We start from the raw sequence: 14,126 nt of genomic DNA on the forward strand, positions 1-14,126 counted from the left end.
GGGGTGGGGGTTTTGTCAGTGATCAGTAAACAGTAAACAGTGAACTGAAAACTCAAATCTGATCACTGATAACTGATCACTGATAACTGATTCGGTTATCCCTATTGGGGATTTGTTTATCCCTGACCGAGAAACTCGTTATCCTAGTAAATAAAGGGTTGCTTCGGTGTTCTTATGATTGACAAAATTTTAACTAAAGTTCGAGCGCTTGCCAAGCCGCTATTAGTTCTAGGATTAGTGACAACGCTGATTTTCGGTTCTATTCCCAGTGCTTTGGCGGCATCGGGGGGTAGAATGGGGGGCGGTAGTTTTCGCGCCCCTAGTCGCAGTATTAGCCCTTCTAGAGGTGGTGGTTACAGTTCCCCCGGTTACGGTGGAGGTATTGGTTTTCCCTTCCTCTTACCCTTCTTTTGGGGTGGTGGTGGCGGTGGCTTAATTTCTCTGTTAATCTTTTTTGCTATTGCCAATTTCCTCGTTAATGCTTTCCGTAATGGTGGCGGCAGTGATGAGAATGGTATGACGATAGAATCCGGTTATGAAACCGTCTCCGTGGCTAAAGTACAGGTGGGTTTGTTGGCTAATGCCCGTTATCTGCAACAAGAATTAAATCAAATCGCCCTAACTGTGGATACTAGCACCTCCGAGGGGCGCGTTGATGTCTTACAAGAATCCGCCCTCGCCCTGTTACGTCATCCGGAATACTGGGTTTATGGTAACGTCGATTGCCAGCAAACCAGCCTCAGCAGTGCAGAAGCGAAGTTTAATCAGTGGTCCCTCAACGAACGCGGTAAACTAACGGCGGAAACCTTAACTAATTACAATAATCAACTGCGTCAAGGTTCTACAGAAAATATTTTACCCGAATCGGCTGGAGAATTAGCCAAAAACGCACCGGAAGGCTATATTTTGGTGACTATTTTAGCCGGCATTGTTGGTAAATTTTCCCTAGCCAAAATTAATGATTCCCAAGACTTGAAACAGGCCCTGCAACAAATTGGTAGTATGGGAGGCGATCGACTTTTAGCAGTAGAAGTGATTTGGACTCCCCAAAGCGAGGGTGATATTCTCAGTCAAGATGACATTCTCGCCAATTATCCCGATCTGAAATTGGTGTAATTTGTCGGGGGATAACCCTAGATAGGGTTTGCTGAAAAATTTTTTCGTGGGGGTAGGGTGTGGCCCCCCCAACCCCCCCGACATCGGGGTGGCAGGGGGGGGTGGGGTGTGGGGTGTAGGGTTTTACCGATTTTGAGGGAGTCTTCCAAAAAGTCTAAAAGTCTTACCCAACAAGGTTTTTAGATTTATTCAGCCAGCCCTAGATATTGCCCAAAATCTCCCTTTGACAGGGAGATTTTTTGATTATTAAGGATATTGCCCCCGTTAACAATATAATTCCTGAATCCACTGCCATTCTTGGGCTAATCCTTCGGCTAAAGAAACTTGGGGGTTATAACCTAGAATAGTACGGGCTTTGGTGACATCGGCGGCGGTGTGACGGGCATCTCCCCGGGCGAGTCCTTGATGCGATCGCTCGATAGGTTTACCGATGACTTTTGCCATGGTATCCAAGACATCCAACAATACCACGCGACTACCACCACCAATATTAAACACCTCACCCACCGCTTCCGGGACTACGGCAGCGGCTAAATTAGCGGCTACAGCATCGCTAATAAAGGTAAAATCCCGGGTTTGTTTGCCATCCCCGTAGATGCCGATAGCTTTACCTGCGATCGCTGCTTGAAAAAACTTATGGAAAGCCATATCGGGACGTTGCCGCGGTCCATAAACGGTGAAATAACGCAAGGCAGTGACGGGAACGTTAAAATTCTGGTGATATAGCCAACAGAGTCTTTCAGCCGCTAATTTGGTGATACCGTAGGGTGAAACCGGTTGGGGACAAAGGGTTTCGGGAGTCGGCATCGTTTCCGCATTGCCATACACCGAGGAAGTGGAAGCAAAAACCATCCGTTGTAAAGACGGGGTTTCCTTAGCGGCCTCAAGAATAATTTGAGTGGCATTTATATTCCTTTCGGTATATTGACGAAATCCATCACCCCAGCTTGCTCTGACTCCCGCTTGGGCTGCCTGATGAAATAATACTTCTACTCCTTGCAACAGTTGTCGCCAGTCAAGGGCTTGTATATCCGCTTCAATTAACTTAAATTCGGGATATTTTGCTAGAATATGGGCATTTTTGCGCTTTAAACTGGGGTCGTAATAATCGTTAAATTGATCGATGCCGATCACCTGATCTCCTTGTTCTAAAAGCTTTTCTGCCAAGTTAGAACCGATAAAACCCGCGACACCAGTAACAATATGAGTAGCCATTTAATCCTAGTCGTTGATATTTTGGATCGATTGTAATCATTTTTGCGCTTTTTGCCGCAATCAATCTCCGCCGTCCGCCGTCAGCTTTTAGGGGTCAAAATCAAGAGATTTATTGAAAATAGGCGAATTTTACCAGTTTTATCCCGATCATGGCTCTCGATCGATTCCCTTTTCCCCTCCACCATCAGCCCTCTATTTCCCATCTGATACTAAATCCGTTGAGTATAGGCTACTTCTGAGGACAGGCAAAAGGCACTCATGCAAAAGGCAAAAGGCTGAATAAATAATCAGTTTTTAATAACCAGATTTAGTATAAGGGGTTAGTGTCAGGTGATTGTCAACTCACCTTTTTTTGTCATTAAAAATCTCTAAGATTGTACCTGGCTGCTAACTGCGATTGCTCTTTTTCTCGGGCCAATTCCGTTTCCAATTCTTTACTGAGGAAATAGTTGAGGAAAGTTCGGATAATAGCGATGAGGGCGAGTTGTGCCAAGGCTTCTATAGTAGGTGTGACGGTAGTAGCCACGATGTCTCCACCTAACTGAAACTCTAGGGCTAAAGATAGCCAAGTACCGAAACGAATGCGAATTTGATTGAAGGAAAAAGGGGGAAGACTGCGACGGTGACGATTAGACTGCCAAGCTAATTGTAGGGTTTTAATTAATCCGATCACCACACAAGCGATCGAAATACTTTCTAGGCAAAACTTGATGATTGCCACGGCAGAGATCAAGCCTGTTTCTAAAGTTGCTAAAAATTCCATTTCTTCCCTGATTGTCCAAGCACCGAAACTCGCCAGAGAATCCCTAGAAAAGCCACTAACCCGCTCTTAGCGCCCACGGCAACAGTTGACAACGATTTTGATTGCTTTGAATAAGTAGGTTGGTCTCTTGCCACGAATCCTAAGTTAAGACGTATTTAAATCGCTTATTCTTATGATTAGCCGAATCTCCCCCACCTCCCCTTGCCCCCCAACCCCCACCCCCCCAACCCCCCCGACATCGGGGGGGCAGGGCGTAGGTTGCCTCTTGCAAGAGTGCAAGAGTGCCTCATCTCAACAGGCAATTTAAATTACGAACAGCTTATAAACCAACCTACCATCTCAAGATTAAATTCTTTTTCTTAAACCAACACCCGCTAAACCAAAGGCTAACAGGGCAAGTAAGGAAGAAGGTTCAGGGACGGGAATGGGAGTTCCATTAAATTGAACCTCAGAGAAGCCGGTATTAGTAGGAGTACCCGTCTGCCAGTTACTAGCAACAACAAACCGGACAAAAGACGCAGTAACTGGAGAAAAGCTGAACGTCTGTGGATTTATAGCGGCGTTAGCTGCGATAGCAAACTGAGTAGGAGCCCCCGCTATAGTAGTCCAAGTCGTGCCATTGGTGGAGGATTGAACAGTCACGTCTTTAATTCCTCGATTGAAATTTGTCCGGTTATAGTTCCAGAAGCTAAAACCAGCGAGGCTATAGCTGCCCTTGAGATCAAAAGTGATATTACCAGTGGCCGTACTTCCCAGCCAAGCATTAGTACCATCCGCCACAGCATGAAGTCCCGTCAGACTTGGTATATTACTGGGCAACCCTGCGCCATTGACGGTATTGGTGACAGAAGAACTAACATTACCCATATCCGTTGAGGCAGTGACTCCTGTAATCAGAGCGGCTTGGGCTTTTTGTGCCACACCTAACATTAAGCCTAAACTGGCAGTGGATAAAACAATCGGTGCGATGGCGACTCTCATTGGCAGGCTTCCTTTTGTAAAGTTAAGTTAAGTAAAGTTAAATAGATGTAAAACATCTTTGCGCATCTTATTTTTTTTTTTTTGCCAATTTCTGCTATTTTTGATACAGTTTTTTGGGCGTTTTTATGGTCAAGAAGTCAGGTTTATTCCCTCAATATCAGAAAAAAAAGAGCCTCTCTTGGCTCTTGGCTGAAAAATGTTCACAATGTCACATTATGGGCGCAAGCAGTTCGATAAACTCACTGACCACGTTGCGCCCCTACATTGCAGCTGCTTTGATTGGTAGGGAACCATAGCGTCAGCCCTTGATTTGGCAGTTAGAACAGGTTTCTCGCCTGTTCTAACCTATGGCTGACTTAAGCCGGTTTTCCCTCGACCACTTTATCGATTAAACCGTAGGCGACGGCTTCCTCGGCGGAGAGGAAATAATCGCGATCAGTGTCTTTTTCGATGCGTTCGATGGTTTGTCCGGTGCGATTAGCCATAATTTCGTTTAATTGCTGGCGAATACGCAGGATTTCCTTAGCTTCAATGTCGATATCTGTCGCTTGCCGGCGCCCAGTTCCCCCCATGGGTTGGTGAATCATAATCCGCGCATGGGGAAGGGCGAGACGCTTACCCGGACTACCGGAAGCCAGTAAAAATGCCCCCATAGAGGCCGCTAATCCCACACAGATAGTCACCACTTCCGCTTTGATGTACTGCATGGTGTCGTAGATGGCCATACCGGCGGTAACGGAACCCCCCGGCGAGTTGATATAGAGATAGATGGGTTTACTGGGGTCTTCCGAGTCGAGATAAAGCATTTGGGCCACAAGGGCATTGGCTAACCCGTCGGTGACTTCCTGCCCCAGAAAAAGAATGCGTTCCACCGAAAGACGGCTGTAAATGCTAATCCACTGTTCGTATTGGCTACCAGGCAGACGGTAGGGAACTTTTGGCACACCGATAGGCATAATTGGTAACAACTCCTGCTAATTTGTAATAAATCTTAACTAACTTGGGCGAGGGGTTTCGGTAGTTCCTTGCGACTTTCGAGAACGCGATCGATTAATCCGTAGTCTTTCGCCTGTTGTGGGGTGAGATAGAAGGTGCGATCCATATCTTTCGCCAGTTTTTCGGTGGTTTGACCCGTATTTTTCGAGAAAATTTCCAACATCGTCTGTTTATTGGCGATTACCTCCTTGGCGCGAATCTGGATATCGGTGGCTTGTCCTTGGGCCCCAGTGCGATTTTGGTTGAGAACAATGGTAGCGTGGGGTAAGGAGGCGCGAAAACCCTTGGTTCCTGCGGAAAGAATCATCGCTGCAGTTCCCATGGCCTGTCCGATACAGATAGTATGAACGGGAGGTTTAATGTAGTTGAGGGTGTCACAGATGGCGAAAGCTTCGGTTTCGTAGCCGATCGCGTCGCCAGTGTACCAGGATGTGCCGGTAGAGTTGATATAGAAGAAAATCGGTTTTTCGGGATCGTCAAATTGCAGGTAGAGCAGTTGGGCGATAATTAATTCCGTCACGTCCACCCCGACATTGCGCTTGACATCATCGGAGGAAAATAAGGGCAACCCCAGATAGACAATTCTCTCTTTGAGCAGGAGAGATTCTAAGTCCGGTGGTGGTGTCCGATAGGCTGCATCCCCATAATAGGCAGTTTGTACCGCTTTAATCACTGAGTTCATCGAGTTTTTCCGTCATACACAGTATCCTGCTTTTGATTTTAACGTAATCAGGTTGACCGATTGCCTGGGGGTATTTTTAGCTAGGTTCTTCCCCAAGAATCTCTCAACAGCTGCCCGCGCATCTCATACCATTTTTAAAAAGTGGTGGCAGAAAAAATGGTATAAGAATACTAAGCTTTTGACTAGAATGGATAACTATCGGTGGCAAAATAAATAAACCAGATGTAACCGATAGTATCGACCGATTAACCATGGCAGAATGGATTATTTACAAAGAATTCCGCTTTGAAGCGGCCCATCGTTTACCCCATTATGAAGGTAAATGTCGTCGTCTCCACGGTCATAGTTGGCTAGGACGCATCTATGTGAAAAGTCATTATTTACAGTCCCAAGGCTCACAACAGGGAATGGTGATGGATTTTGGCGAAATTAAACAATATTTACAGCCGCTACTCGATAATTTTCTCGACCATCATTATCTCAATGAAACCACTGGTTTAGAAAATCCCACCAGTGAAGAATTATCGCGCTGGATCTATGAAAAATTGGCAAAAGCTGGTTTCCCCGGGCTTCATGCCGTCGAAATCCGCGAAACCTGTACCTCTGGATGCACCTATTACCCCTAATCGGCAAGGTATCATTAGCTAGGATGGATTGCAAACCTATCCCACGAATCAGATGAAGGAGTTAGGAGAAACCTAATATGCTATCTACTGCCAAGAAACTTTATGAAACAGACTTTAATCTTTGGGTAGAAGAAACTGCTAAATTACTTAAAGAAGGTAAGTGGGAGTACCTCGATTTAGAAAATCTGATCGAGGAAATTGAGGCAATGGGTAGGAGTGATAAAAAGGCTTTGAAAAGTAATTTAGAAAAGCTATTGCTTCACCTCCTTAAATGGAAGTATCAACCCTCTAAACGTTCTCATAATTGGCAGTATTCTATCACCGAACAATGTTTGAGATTGTTAGAATTTTTTGAAGATAGTCCCAGTCTCAAGGTATATTTTAAGGAAGTTTTTGATCAGTGTTATCAAAATGCTTGCCTACTTGCCGCTAGAGAAACAGGGTTAGATAAAAAAACTTTTCCTGATATCTGTCCTTTTGCCAAAATTGATATCCTCAATCCTGAATATCTACCGGATTAATACTAAGTAGGTGGGTATTAAAAAGTTTCAGATACCCCCGCCTATCGGCACCCCCCTTATTAAGGGGGGCAGGGGGGATCGAACCTAAAATTCATTTTTAATTTAATTATAACCAGCTACTTACATTTTTAGATGCGCTTACCCTGGATGGTACATTGTAGAATGTCCTATTATTCCGGGCTGCCTGAGTCAAGGTGAGACTCAAGAAGAAGCTCTACAAAATATCAAAGAGGCGATTGACTTATGTTGAGAAGTTAGAAAAGAAAAAGGTTTGCCTTTGACAATTATAAAACAGCAGGTTAGGCCTTGCTATTGCTCAACCCAACCCCTATTTTCCTATATGTAGGTAGGTGTTAAAAACCGTCATATACCCTCCTTATTAAGGTAAGATTAAGGGGGGATCAAGGGGGGATAAACCCCAAAGTTCTCAACTCAATTGTCCTGTTTTGACTTCTTTTCTTGAGATAGTTTGCGATTGATGGCTGAGGCAGCGCCGAGGAAGCCGAAGCCGAGCAAAGCGAATAGGCTGGAGGACTCAGGTACTTGTACGCCAGAGGAAAAACTGACGTTATCGATTACGTCAAAGCTATTTGGGTTATTCACGACGGCACGTTTGATCAGCACATCCGAGAATACGCCAAAGAATCCTAAACCGCCGCTCGGGATGGCTACATCCAATGAATCGATAAGGGCATTGCCTACTCCATAGAGGTCTACTGTCGCCAAAATGGTACTCCCGGACTGGCTTCCACCCCCAAAGTTCTGGAACACATCGAACGCAAGGGCATTGGTACCGACATCGAAGATCATGTTCCAGCCAGCGGATGTGGGCGTATTCACGCCGATGGCGTTAGTAGGATTTGCCGATTGACCTGGCGCGGCGAAATAGGCATCCGTGCCGCTGGTCAGGGCAAAAGTAATGCCAGCTGCCACCTGACCGGGAGAAACCACGCCTAGTATGTTGGACGAGCTATCAATGGGGGCAGGAAATAGCGTGCTGTTTCCTGCAGCATCGAAGTCCTCGAAATCTTCTAACGTCAATCCAGGATTGGCGGCATTGAAACTTGCCCGATCGCCATAATAAGTAGGTAGGGCAGTAGCTGCACTTCCTACCGCAAGACTGATAAGTATTACCCCCCCCCGATGGATTGTTTGATAAGTTTCGCTAATAACATAAGCACATACCTCTTAAAAAATGTGTTTCTGTCTGATTTATAATGTTCAATTCTGTAGATTTGAAGCCCTTGCCGTTAAATTTATCAAATCTTGAAAATACTCTAATAAATTTATCAAATCTTAAAAATACTCTAAGTTACTTATAAAAATAAAGGTATGTTAGCGACAGCTTAACACGCCCTACTTATACAACTTTGGCAGGAGGTCTAAGGCAAAGTCGTCCTAAAAGGATGGGGTTTTAAACCCAGGATTTGCGGTGATACAATAAAGTTAAGCAAAAATGCGATCGCAAGAGATAAAGCATGGTTCAAGCACCCATCGAACCCCAACTTTTCTATCCTGACTCCGACGGTAAACCTATGGCCGACAACACAGTTCAATATCGCTGGATTGTTCGCTTGGTTGCCAATCTCAAGTATTTATTTAAGGAGCAAACCGTCTTTGTCGCCGGGGATTTGCTCTGGTATCCCCAGCAGGTAATTGTACCACCTGCTCCCTGTCAAGCTCCCGATGCCATGGTAGTTTTCGGCCGTCCACCGGGTGAGCGGGGCAGCTATAAACAATGGGAAGAAGACAATATTGCTCCCCAGGTAGTGTTTGAAATCCTCTCCCCTAACAATAGTGCTAGGGAAATGCTCAAAAAGCAGTCTTTCTATCGGGAGTATGGGGTATTAGAGATGTTTTTCTATGACCCAGACTCCCATGATTTCTGGGGATTGGTGCGGGCCAATCAGCAAGAGGATTTTTTCCCAGTAACGGCCTTGAATTTTCCCTGGACTTCCCCAATCCTAGGGATTCGGTTCGAGATGTTTGAAGAGGGTTTAGAGGTCTTTTATCCCAATGGGGAACGATTTAAAGACCCTGAAACCCTCTTTGAGGAACGCAACCAAGCACAACAAGAACGCAACCAAGCACAACAAGAACGTGACCAAGCACAACAAGAGCGCAACCAAGCACAACAAGAACGTGACCTCGCTTTTGCCCGATTACGCGAATTGGGCATTGACCCGACACAGTTGTGACTATAATTAATCTTCAGCGGAGATACCGTCATCTTCCACCACCGCTTCGGTGATAGGAGAGGGGGGAATTTCCGTTAAGGGAGATAAATCGGCAGGGGGGGCCACCACGCGATCGAGTTTTAGGGTTAAATAACGAATAACCTCATCACTTAAACGCATGGCCCGTTCCATGGGGGCGACTTGTTTGCCGCTGGCCTGATAATTCATCTGCACATAGACACCATCATTGAGTTTTTTGATGGGATAGGCCAGACGTTTTTTACCCCACACCTTCACTTGAATGTCTGTGGCGCTGTGTTCGCTAATCAGAGTCCGATAACGTTCCACTTGTTGCTGAACGACTTCTTCCCCTAAATCGGGACGGAGAATGTAAAGAGTTTCGTAGTTATTGCTCATCTCAGAATCCTTATGGACTAGAAGGCTTCTTTGTCAAGACCGGAGGTTAATTGATTTTAATAACTCTCTAGCTTTTAATAAAGAAGCAAGGATATATGATCATACTACTATCCGAGAGTCGATCGCTAGTCATTCCCAGAAAAATATGGCGCAACGCTATGTACGAGTGAAACATCGTCAAGGACAAATCTTCTACGGACTGTTACAGCTAAACCGTAGCGTTGCCGTCTTTGATGTCCCTCCCTGGCAAGGAGGGCAACTAACCAAACTAGAATTAGAACCTGATAGCTACCAACTATTAGCCCCCTGTTTCCCGTCGAAAATTATTGCTGTAGGCAAAAATTACCGCGCCCACGCCGCCGAGATGGGAACACCTGTACCGGAAGAACCGCTTTTATTTCTCAAGCCACCGACGACAATTATCGCCGACGGTGAAACAATTTTTTATCCGCCCCAATCGGAAAGAGTGGATTATGAGGGAGAATTAGCCCTAATTATCGGAGAAACCGCCAAAAAATGCACCACAGCCCAGGCCAGAAGCAAAATCTGGGGTTATACCATTGCTAACGATGTCACCGCTAGGGATTTACAGAAAAAAGATAGCCAATGGACGCGGGCGAAAGGATTTGATAGTTTTTGTCCCCTCGGCCCTTGGATTGTCCGGGAATTGAGTATCGGGGCGCAATTAACCACTTTTCTCAATGATGGCAGCGACCCCAAACAAAGCAGTTATCTCAGTGATATGGTCTTTCCCCCCGATGTCTTGGTGGCTTATATCTCCCAAGTGATGACCCTGCTGCCAGGGGATGTGATTCTAACGGGAACTCCCGAAGGAATCGGACCGATGCAGGTGGGGGATAAGGTTCGGGTGGAAATAGAAGGCATCGGCGTTTTGGAAAATAGCGTTATGGCAGCAGAAATCGATTAGCGATAATTAACAATTCGGGCGAATACGGCGGGGTCTAGACTCGCCCCACCGACTAAAGCCCCGTTTATCTGCGATTGAGCCATAATTTCATCGATATTATCGGGTTTTACCGAACCACCGTACTGAATGGTTACTTCGGGATTGTCTAATTGTTGCCGAATCAAACCGATAACCCGATTGGCTTCCTCGCTTTCGCAGGTTTCCCCGGTGCCAATCGCCCAGATGGGTTCATAGGCGATAACGAGGTTTTTTGGGTCAACATTGACTAAACCCCCTTGAATTTGCTTGATAATTACCTTTTCCGTTTCTCCGGCATCTCTTTGGGCTTTACTTTCTCCCACACAGATAATCGGGGTTAAACCTTGTTTTTGGGCAGATATGACCCTCAAATTGACTGTTTCATCGGTTTCGCCGAAATATTGCCGGCGTTCACTGTGACCGATAACCACATAGTGAACCCCAATTTCGGTTAACATATCCGACGAGATTTCGCCCGTATAAGCCCCCGATTTTTCCCAGTGGACATTTTGCGCCCCTAAGCGAATACGACCACCGTGGAGGGTTTTAGAGAGGACAGCTAAAGCTGTGAAAGGCGCACAAAGAACTACTTCTCGGTCGTCGGGGGTTTCCTCTAGATGGGATTTAAAATCTTGCAAAAACTCCAAAGCTTCTCTTTGAGTTTTGTGCATTTTCCAGTTACCTGCAATAACAACTTTCGGCACAGCTTAATTAATTTAGTAGATTTGATAATTTATGGCACATTTTACTGTAAGCCTTTTTGTTACCCTAAGCAAGATCACCGATAATCGCTGTTTGTCTTGAACAGATTTCTTTAATACTTTTACCTCTAAGGACCTATGCCCTAGGCCCCTACCAACCACCCTAGGCGTGATGTGGGGATGCAAGGGCCTAGTTCCAAAATCTAAGGTGTATTAGGCTACGTTAACACACCCCAAATTTATCTATATTTAACCGATAACATCTTCCGATTTAATCAGATGCGCTTCTAGGAACCAAAGACGTTTATCGATGTCCCGAGAGATTTCCGTATAGAGATCTGCTGTGTCGGCATCCCCTTGATTGCCAGTGGTATCAATCGCAGAACGAAGATGGGCGGCGTATAAGGCATAACGTTCGGCTAAAGCAACGATATGTTCACTACCATCGACGATATTAGCTGGATATTCCGGCAGAATCGAGTTAGCGGCAGCGATGCGCGCTGTTCCCAAAGCGGTTCCACCTAAAGCGGTAATCCGTTCTGCTACCATGTCCCCATAGCCTTCTAATTCCGTGGCCATTTCGTCGAATAGGCTGTGCAATTGGTAGAAATTTAAACCTTTTACATTCCAGTGGGCCTGTTTAACCTGAGTTTTTAGGTCTAAACTAGCGGCAAGGGTTTGGCTTAAGATTTCAACCACAGCTTTGCGGATATCTAATGCTAAATCGATACGAGTGGCGTAGTATTGTCCCGTGGTTTTGGTTTTGACTGAAGTGGCTACCATAATCTTTCTCCTTGATCAGTTAACAAATACTCGATAATTTTTGTGGGTGCATAAGGGACTGATTTTGATCCTATTGGACGTTGATAATAAACTGAAAAACGGCCAATTAATTCGGAAAACAAGTAGCTGATAACTGATACTTCCAATGCGCTCAGTACAAGTAACGGCTCGAATCAGCGGCATCAGACAACCTTGAACTGAGCATCAGCAGCCTTCGTCCGTCTGCTGCACTCGAATTGTCAGACCTCTCTTATCGCTCATCTCATGCCAGAAACAAATTCTTGTACCGTAATTCCAGCAGTACGAATAAGACTACGAAGCGTACCCTTTGCCACTTCACGATGATCAGGAACAGAGAGTGTTACCTGTTCGCCCTCCTTAACCATGATAATATGGCTGGCACTTTGACGCGCAACTTGCCAGCCGAAGGTTTCAAATACTCGGACTACCTCACGTCCGCTGAGAACAGGAAGAGCAGAGGACATGATTATGCCATTACCTCTACTTGGTGAGTTTCAATCGTTAGGGGTAGCCCACGTTCTGCACGAACTTGAAGGCAGGCGATAATTGCATCTCTGATATTTTCAAGAGCTTCTGCTCTCGTTTTACCTTGGCTGACACAACCCGGAATGCTGGGGCATTCTACAACCCAAACTCCATCTTCGTCACGGTCAAGTGTTACAGTCAACTTCATAAGTACCTAAGCAAAATTAATTACACATATCTAACCACCTCTTGCCTCTTGCCTCTTGCCTCTTGCCTATCTTCACTAGGAAATTAATTTTGCACGACTACTTAAGTTTTCACCACAATCTCCCCGCTTATAGTTTACCTCGTGTTCTCACCTACCTATTAGTGGATGACAAGAACCTTCAGTAATCAAAGCTACATCAAGGAAGATACCGAATTGGGTTTTGCCCACCTTCAGCAAACTCAACCCAATTTACGGATGTTGCCCCTATGTACTGAACATGAGTTAATCGAATGTCGTATCGACCTTCCCTGTCTGCTGGCTCTGCACCAGCATGGTTCGCTATGTACAAATTATTCGCATTATTCTCATCATCACGATGATAAAGAATAATACGGTCAACTTCACGATTGGGATCGATCTTCCACTGACCCGTTGAACCAGTGTTGTCATCGTGGAGAACAAAGTGTTTTCCCTCTGTAAAGATAACGACTACCTTTTCATTTGGCTTTATGAAGTCACGGGCTTTCACAAAATCAGCAATTCTCATACTTGTGAGGCACAAAGTTTCTGGTTTTAGTTAGGGAACAGGCAACAGATGGTGTACTTTATAAGACTGAGAAACGCTATAAATGATTAACGAAATACATCAGACTACAATCACACCCAACAAAAAAGCTCTAACTTGCCCGGGCAAAACCTCTCACAGATATCTCTCCAGTTGCAATGGAAAGATAACTTGAGGTCTAACTGATTGATTATGCTCCCAAATAAGCCGCTAATTCTTCCGAACCGCCAATTAATTGGCCGTCAATGAAGACTTGTGGGGTGGTGGTATTGCCACTCATTGCCCGCAGAGAACGACTGGTGGCATCGCGTCCGAGGATAATTTCTTCGTATTGTAGGCCTTTTTCTTCTAACATTTTCTTGGCCCGGAGGCAGTAGGGACAGCCCACTTTCGAGAAAAGAGAGACTAAAGGCGGTTTTTTGGCTTCTGGGTTGATGTAGTTTAACATCGTTTCCGCATCGGAGACTTTGAAAGGATCTCCCGGTTCTTCCGGTTCGATGAACATTTTCTCGATAACACCATCTTTGACTAGCATCGAATAGCGCCAAGAACGTTTACCGAAACCTAAGTCAGCTTTATCGACTAACATCCCCATTCCTGCGCTAAATTCGCCGTTACCGTCGGGAATCAAGACGACATTATCACATTCTTGATCTTTTGCCCACTCGTTCATGACAAAGGTATCATTCACCGACAAGCAAACAATAGTATCTACGCCATTTTCCCGAAAAACTGGGGCTAATTCGTTATATCCGGGTAAATGAGAGGTGGAACAGGTGGGAGTGAATGCCCCGGGTAAGGCAAAAAGAACAACGGTTTTTCCTTTGAATAATTCCTCGCTGGTGATGTTCACCCATTGATTATTTTGACGTATGGGAAAGGTGACATCGGGAACTCTCTGTCCTTCTCGGTTTGGTAGCATAATCGTCAACTCCTAAGGGCT

At 45.4% G+C, this 14,126-nt stretch carries 19 protein-coding genes; 6 read left to right on the top strand and 13 right to left on the bottom strand.

Annotated elements, in window-relative coordinates; genetic code table 11:
- The first annotated feature begins 174 nt into the window (after positions 1–174).
- Positions 175–1,116 carry a DUF1517 domain-containing protein gene (locus O9334_RS12590; protein WP_045360902.1) on the top strand — a complete coding sequence of 314 codons (942 nt, stop codon included), beginning with the start codon at positions 175–177 and terminating at the stop codon, positions 1,114–1,116.
- Between the two features lie 264 nt (positions 1,117–1,380).
- Here the strand turns inward: O9334_RS12590 and O9334_RS12595 are convergent, their stop codons facing one another.
- The 5 genes from O9334_RS12595 to O9334_RS12615 all read right to left on the bottom strand — a co-directional run bounded on the left by O9334_RS12595 (position 1,381) and on the right by O9334_RS12615 (position 5,753).
- On the bottom strand, positions 1,381–2,331 hold the full coding sequence (locus O9334_RS12595) for an NAD-dependent epimerase/dehydratase family protein (protein ID WP_045360904.1): 951 nt from the start codon (positions 2,329–2,331) through the stop codon (positions 1,381–1,383).
- Between the two features lie 358 nt (positions 2,332–2,689).
- Positions 2,690–3,094, bottom strand: coding sequence for a DUF1622 domain-containing protein (locus O9334_RS12600; protein WP_288000416.1), 405 nt, complete (start codon positions 3,092–3,094; stop codon positions 2,690–2,692).
- 345 nt (positions 3,095–3,439) lie between these two features.
- Positions 3,440–4,075, bottom strand: coding sequence for a discoidin domain-containing protein (locus tag O9334_RS12605; RefSeq protein ID WP_288000417.1), 636 nt, complete (start codon positions 4,073–4,075; stop codon positions 3,440–3,442).
- Positions 4,076–4,431: 356 nt separating this feature from the next.
- A complete protein-coding gene (locus O9334_RS12610) occupies positions 4,432–5,031 on the bottom strand; it encodes an ATP-dependent Clp protease proteolytic subunit (RefSeq protein WP_045360908.1) in 600 nt (199 codons plus the stop codon).
- A gap of 35 nt (positions 5,032–5,066) precedes the next feature.
- Positions 5,067–5,753: an ATP-dependent Clp protease proteolytic subunit gene (locus O9334_RS12615; RefSeq protein ID WP_002746650.1), complete on the bottom strand. Its 687-nt coding sequence runs from the start codon at positions 5,751–5,753 to the stop codon at positions 5,067–5,069.
- Positions 5,754–6,004: 251 nt separating this feature from the next.
- Here O9334_RS12615 and queD point away from each other — a divergent pair, with 251 nt between their 5' ends.
- The 3 genes from queD to O9334_RS12630 all read left to right on the top strand — a co-directional run bounded on the left by queD (position 6,005) and on the right by O9334_RS12630 (position 7,150).
- Complete coding sequence (queD, locus tag O9334_RS12620; protein ID WP_190380923.1) at positions 6,005–6,379, top strand: 6-carboxytetrahydropterin synthase QueD; 375 nt, start codon at positions 6,005–6,007, stop codon at positions 6,377–6,379.
- Between the two features lie 77 nt (positions 6,380–6,456).
- Entirely contained in the window at positions 6,457–6,900 is a 444-nt protein-coding gene (locus O9334_RS12625; protein WP_288000418.1) for a DUF29 domain-containing protein, read from the top strand.
- 154 nt (positions 6,901–7,054) lie between these two features.
- Positions 7,055–7,150: a type II toxin-antitoxin system HicB family antitoxin gene (locus O9334_RS12630; protein WP_238567866.1), complete on the top strand. Its 96-nt coding sequence runs from the start codon at positions 7,055–7,057 to the stop codon at positions 7,148–7,150.
- A 182-nt stretch (positions 7,151–7,332) separates the two neighbouring features.
- Here O9334_RS12630 and O9334_RS12635 read toward each other — a convergent pair whose 3' ends face one another.
- Complete coding sequence (locus O9334_RS12635) at positions 7,333–7,941, bottom strand: hypothetical protein (RefSeq protein ID WP_288000419.1); 609 nt, start codon at positions 7,939–7,941, stop codon at positions 7,333–7,335.
- Between the two features lie 437 nt (positions 7,942–8,378).
- Between O9334_RS12635 and O9334_RS12640 the strand changes: the two genes are divergently transcribed.
- A complete protein-coding gene (locus tag O9334_RS12640) occupies positions 8,379–9,098 on the top strand; it encodes a Uma2 family endonuclease (RefSeq protein ID WP_288000420.1) in 720 nt (239 codons plus the stop codon).
- A 6-nt stretch (positions 9,099–9,104) separates the two neighbouring features.
- Here O9334_RS12640 and rpsF read toward each other — a convergent pair whose 3' ends face one another.
- Positions 9,105–9,494, bottom strand: coding sequence for a 30S ribosomal protein S6 (gene rpsF / locus O9334_RS12645; protein ID WP_002769143.1), 390 nt, complete (start codon positions 9,492–9,494; stop codon positions 9,105–9,107).
- A 145-nt stretch (positions 9,495–9,639) separates the two neighbouring features.
- Between rpsF and O9334_RS12650 the strand changes: the two genes are divergently transcribed.
- Positions 9,640–10,422: a fumarylacetoacetate hydrolase family protein gene (locus tag O9334_RS12650; protein WP_045360927.1), complete on the top strand. Its 783-nt coding sequence runs from the start codon at positions 9,640–9,642 to the stop codon at positions 10,420–10,422.
- On the opposite strand, the gene tpiA is transcribed toward O9334_RS12650, so the two are convergent.
- The 6 genes from tpiA to O9334_RS12680 all read right to left on the bottom strand — a co-directional run bounded on the left by tpiA (position 10,419) and on the right by O9334_RS12680 (position 14,105).
- A complete protein-coding gene (tpiA, locus tag O9334_RS12655; RefSeq protein WP_072024881.1) occupies positions 10,419–11,144 on the bottom strand; it encodes a triose-phosphate isomerase in 726 nt (241 codons plus the stop codon). The genes O9334_RS12650 and tpiA overlap by 4 nt on opposite strands.
- A gap of 246 nt (positions 11,145–11,390) precedes the next feature.
- On the bottom strand, positions 11,391–11,924 hold the full coding sequence (gene dps / locus O9334_RS12660) for a DNA starvation/stationary phase protection protein Dps (RefSeq protein ID WP_045360931.1): 534 nt from the start codon (positions 11,922–11,924) through the stop codon (positions 11,391–11,393).
- Between the two features lie 257 nt (positions 11,925–12,181).
- Positions 12,182–12,409, bottom strand: a complete 228-nt coding sequence (locus tag O9334_RS12665; RefSeq protein ID WP_002739431.1) for a type II toxin-antitoxin system HicA family toxin — start codon at positions 12,407–12,409, stop codon at positions 12,182–12,184.
- Positions 12,410–12,411: 2 nt separating this feature from the next.
- Positions 12,412–12,618: a type II toxin-antitoxin system HicB family antitoxin gene (locus O9334_RS12670; RefSeq protein ID WP_002739432.1), complete on the bottom strand. Its 207-nt coding sequence runs from the start codon at positions 12,616–12,618 to the stop codon at positions 12,412–12,414.
- Positions 12,619–12,814: 196 nt separating this feature from the next.
- Positions 12,815–13,165 carry a hypothetical protein gene (locus O9334_RS12675; protein WP_002739434.1) on the bottom strand — a complete coding sequence of 117 codons (351 nt, stop codon included), beginning with the start codon at positions 13,163–13,165 and terminating at the stop codon, positions 12,815–12,817.
- 208 nt (positions 13,166–13,373) lie between these two features.
- Complete coding sequence (locus tag O9334_RS12680) at positions 13,374–14,105, bottom strand: glutathione peroxidase (RefSeq protein WP_045360933.1); 732 nt, start codon at positions 14,103–14,105, stop codon at positions 13,374–13,376.
- Between the last annotated feature and the right edge of the window lie 21 nt (positions 14,106–14,126).

This window comes from Microcystis sp. LE19-8.1F, assembly GCF_027531715.1.
In the GTDB taxonomy this organism is placed as follows: Bacteria; Cyanobacteriota; Cyanobacteriia; order Cyanobacteriales; family Microcystaceae; genus Microcystis; species Microcystis wesenbergii_A.